Origin of the sequence: Fodinibius sp. (assembly GCF_041642155.1) — a bacterium.
GTDB lineage: Bacteria > Bacteroidota > Rhodothermia > Balneolales > Balneolaceae > Fodinibius.
Genome location: NZ_JBEPWZ010000269.1, coordinates 1 through 4052, shown reverse-complemented (window position 1 = coordinate 4052; position 4052 = coordinate 1). Strand labels below are relative to the sequence as shown.

The following is a 4052-nucleotide window of genomic DNA, read 5'->3' as shown; positions in this document are numbered from 1 at the left end:
GGGGGACGCGAGAACCGGCTGTAAATAGGCTTGTCTGAGCAACCACAGGGAGCGATTTTTGCCTTTTTACAGGTTTGAGCGGACGCCGCACCGGCGAAGAACCCTCGGCCGGCGACGTTTTTGGGTTCCGTTTTTGGGTCGTTTAAAAATGGAACGAGAACTATTGTTAATCATAGCTATAAAACCCTTCGCCCGTTTTATCCCCCAACCTGCCGGCGTCCACCATCTTCACCAAGAGGGGACACGGCCGGTATTTGGGATCCTTAAAACCATCGTGCAGCACGTTTAATATATCAAGACACACATCCAGTCCGATGAAGTCCGCCAGCCGGAGCGGTCCCATCGGATGCGCCATACCGAGCTTCATCACCTGATCTACCTCTTCGGGCTCGGCCACGCCCTCGTACACGCAGTATATGGCCTCGTTGATCATCGGCATCAGCACGCGGTTGGACACAAACCCGGGGTAGTCGGACACTACCACCGCATTCTTGTCCAGCCGTTGCGCCGTCTTCTCAATCACTGCCACCGTCTCGTCACTGGTTTGCAACCCCTTTACCACTTCCACCAGCTTCATCACCGGAACAGGATTAAAAAAATGCATTCCGATGAATTTGTCGGCCCGCGAGGTCGTAGCCGCCAACCTGGTAATGGATATGGAAGAGGTATTGGAAGCCAGGATCGCCTCGCCGGGAGCGGCCTTGTCGATCTCGGAAAACAGTTCTCTCTTGAGATCAAAATTTTCGGGCACCGCCTCTACGACCAAATCAACCTCACCTACTGCTTTTGCAGTATCCGTAAACGTGACGATACGATCCAGCGTCTCTTCTTTCCGGGTGGCATCGATCTTCTCCTTGCCAACCATGCGATCCAGGTTCCCGGTAATCGTCTCTAACGCTTTATCAGCCAGCTCCCGGTTTCTTTCCACCAGGTGGATGGTGATACCATGCATCGAAAAAATGTGTGCAATGCCGTTGCCCATCGTGCCACCGCCGATGACCGCTGCTTTGCTGATTTTTTTCATATCCGGTCTGTTTTTAAGGTTCCGATCCCGCTTAACCCGGATTATTCACCAAGAAATTCGGTTGGGGGCGAGGCAACATTGGACCGGGAAATAATCCGGGTTGAGCAGGATCTATATCTATGTATATCTATGCAGAGGGTATCGAATTTTGCCGGCATTATCAATAGCTGAGGGCGTCTTATATATGTATATATATGCCCCTTCCTTTTCCATAACGGTTACCGGAGAATTGAACACATGGCTTGCCAGGTGTGTTAACTACAAAACACTACATACTCCAACAACCCTTTTTCTATGTCGCTGCATTCAAAAATGTCCTGTAAAAAAACCATTTCATTTTTAGAGCCTGCTTGTCAGCACTTTCCGAAAACCATTTTTAGCGTTATTGATTAATCACTATGTTTGCTACTTTTCCGGTTAACGTAAATGACAGATCATTTCCATGAAAAAAATCTTGGGCGTGCTGCTCGGGTTGTTCCTCTTTATAGCGGGTATCCTTGGCATTGGCATGTACTGGACCTTCTACCAGCCGCTGCCCGACTACAATGCTACGCTGGAACAGCCGGAACTCCGGCAGCCCGTCAACATCCACTGGGATAGCTACGGCGTCCCCCACATTTACGCTCAAAATAAAGAGGATTTGTACTACAGCCTGGGCTATGTGCATGCCCAGGATCGACTCTGGCAGATGACCGTATCGCAGATGGCCGCAGAGGGACGCTTCGCGGAATTCCTGGGCGGGGACATGCTTTCCGTGGATATCATGCAGCGGACCATAGGGTTCCGTAGAATGGCGGAAAAAATCGAAGCGACGCTTTCGGATACGACCATGCGCTATCTCCAAGCCTACTCCGACGGCGTCAATACCTATAGCCGGCAGCATTCGAATAGTCTGCCCATCCAGTTTTCGCTGGCGGATATGGAGCCGATTCACTGGACTCCCACTCACTCCATCGCTCTTTCCCGGCTGATGGCCTGGGAATTAAACCTGGCCTGGAAGTCAGAGCTGACCTATGCTTATCTTTCTGAACAGCTTCCGCGGGAAAAATACCTTCAAATTCGTCCCGATAACCGCTTTTTACCGGAACCGGTCTCTCCAGATACGGCGGATACATTAACGGCGGCCCTCCTTCCCCTGTTGGAAATCGATCAGCAGCTCCGCAAAATCACCGGCTCCAGGGGCAGCCACCAGGGAAGCAACGCCTGGGCCGTCAGCGGAGAAAAGTCTTCCACCGGGGCCCCTCTTTTGGCCGGCGACCCGCACCTGGGACTCAGTATCCCGGGCAAGTGGTACGAGGTGCATCTGAATGTGGAGGGACAAAATCTTTCCGGGGCTTCGATCCCGGGGGCTCCCATGCTGGTAGTGGGACAAAATGACCACCTGGCGTGGTCGATGACCAATATCATGCTTGACGATACGGACTTTTTCGAGGAGGCCGTAAATTCCCATAATGATCACCAGTTTGTACTTGATACGCTTGCGGGAGAACCGCTGTATGAAAATTTCACCCTTCAGCGCGAAGTCATCAGCATTAAAAACCGGGATGATACGGTCTTTACGCGTCGCCTGACCAACCACGGTCCCGTCATTTCGGATATACATCCCGACCAGGAGATTACGGAAGACCGTGTTATTGCCATGAAGTGGACCGGGCATGAAGTCAGCCGGGAGATTGAAGCACTCCTTTCCATGAACTGGGCCCAATCATTTGATGAATTCCAGGAAGGAGCCCGCGATTTCAAAGTACCGGGACAAAATGTTATCTATGTCGACCGGGAGGGAACCATTGCCCAGCTCTCCCTGGCAAATGTGCCTCTCCGAAGCGGTAATCCTATTTCCCTGCGCGAAGGATGGGACCCTTCCCGGGACTGGCAGGAATATGTCGCCTATGAAGAGCTGCCCTCGGTCATCAATCCCGATCGCAACTGGATTGCCAATGCCAATAATCCACCTGCCGGCGACGATTACCCGTACTATCTCTCCGTTTACTGGGAGCCCGATGCCCGGTATGAACGGATCCGTCAGTATTTAACGGAATATGAACAGCTTTCGCCCGAAACCTTCCGGCAAATGCAGTATGATTCCCGCTCGCTTTATGCCCGGGATATCACCCGCAGCATTTTGCCGGTTCTAAAGCTGAACGAGGAGCAGTTTGAAACTGTCATCTCGTACCTGGAAAACTGGGACTACTCCTACGAAGCCTCCGAAACGGCTGCCTCCATCATCGATGTATTTCTGATTCATCTCGCTGAAAATACATTGGAGGATGACCTCTCGGAATCGGTTTACCAGAAGTTCATACGGTTTTCAGCTCTCCCTGAGCGGACCTTGCTGCGGCTTCTGCGCGACGACGGCTCCCTTTTCGATGATGTTACGACCGCGGGACGGGAGACAAGGGCGCAGATGATCACACAAAGTATGAAGGAAACAATTTCATTTCTACGGGAACAATTTGGAACGGAGCCCTTCGAGTGGCGCTGGGAACAGCTCCATACGTTAACCCTCCGCCCTCCCCTGTTCGGGGAAGCCGCTAAGTCGCACACGGCGCCAACCTCCCTGAAACTTATTGTCCGTAACCTGTTGAACCTGGGTCCCTATCCCGTGAAGGGGCATGGCATGAGTATCAACAATGGAGAATACAGCTGGAATGAACCGTACGAAATGATTTTAGGTCCCTCTCTCCGGCGAATTATTGATTTCTCAAATACGAATTACAGTTTATCTGTTCTTCCCACAGGCCAATCCGGCAACCCGTTCTCCACCTACTACGGAGATCAAACCGAAGATTGGCTCAACGGCCAATATAAATTTCTGTACCAGGACAGTACCCTTTTTAATGAGACGCAGTACAATACCATGAGGCTTGTACCGGAACGGTAGAAAGAAATACATTGCTCAGTCAAAAAAAATAAAAACGTTGACTTGACAGCAGCTTTCAGCTATGTTATCCGTTAACGTCTAAGAACCAATTGACCGATGCATTTACCACAATTTAACCGATACCACCAGGGGGTGTACGTCACGCTG

Annotated in this window: 2 protein-coding genes; one reads left to right on the top strand and one right to left on the bottom strand. The window is 51.2% G+C overall.

What is annotated here, in order from left to right:
* Positions 1-166 precede the first annotated feature (166 nt).
* A complete protein-coding gene (locus ACESLU_RS12430) occupies positions 167-1024 on the bottom strand; it encodes a 3-hydroxyacyl-CoA dehydrogenase family protein (protein WP_372638963.1) in 858 nt (285 codons plus the stop codon).
* 442 nt (positions 1025-1466) lie between these two features.
* Here ACESLU_RS12430 and ACESLU_RS12425 point away from each other — a divergent pair, with 442 nt between their 5' ends.
* On the top strand, positions 1467-3905 hold the full coding sequence (locus ACESLU_RS12425; protein ID WP_372638962.1) for a penicillin acylase family protein: 2439 nt from the start codon (positions 1467-1469) through the stop codon (positions 3903-3905).
* Positions 3906-4052 lie beyond the last annotated feature (147 nt).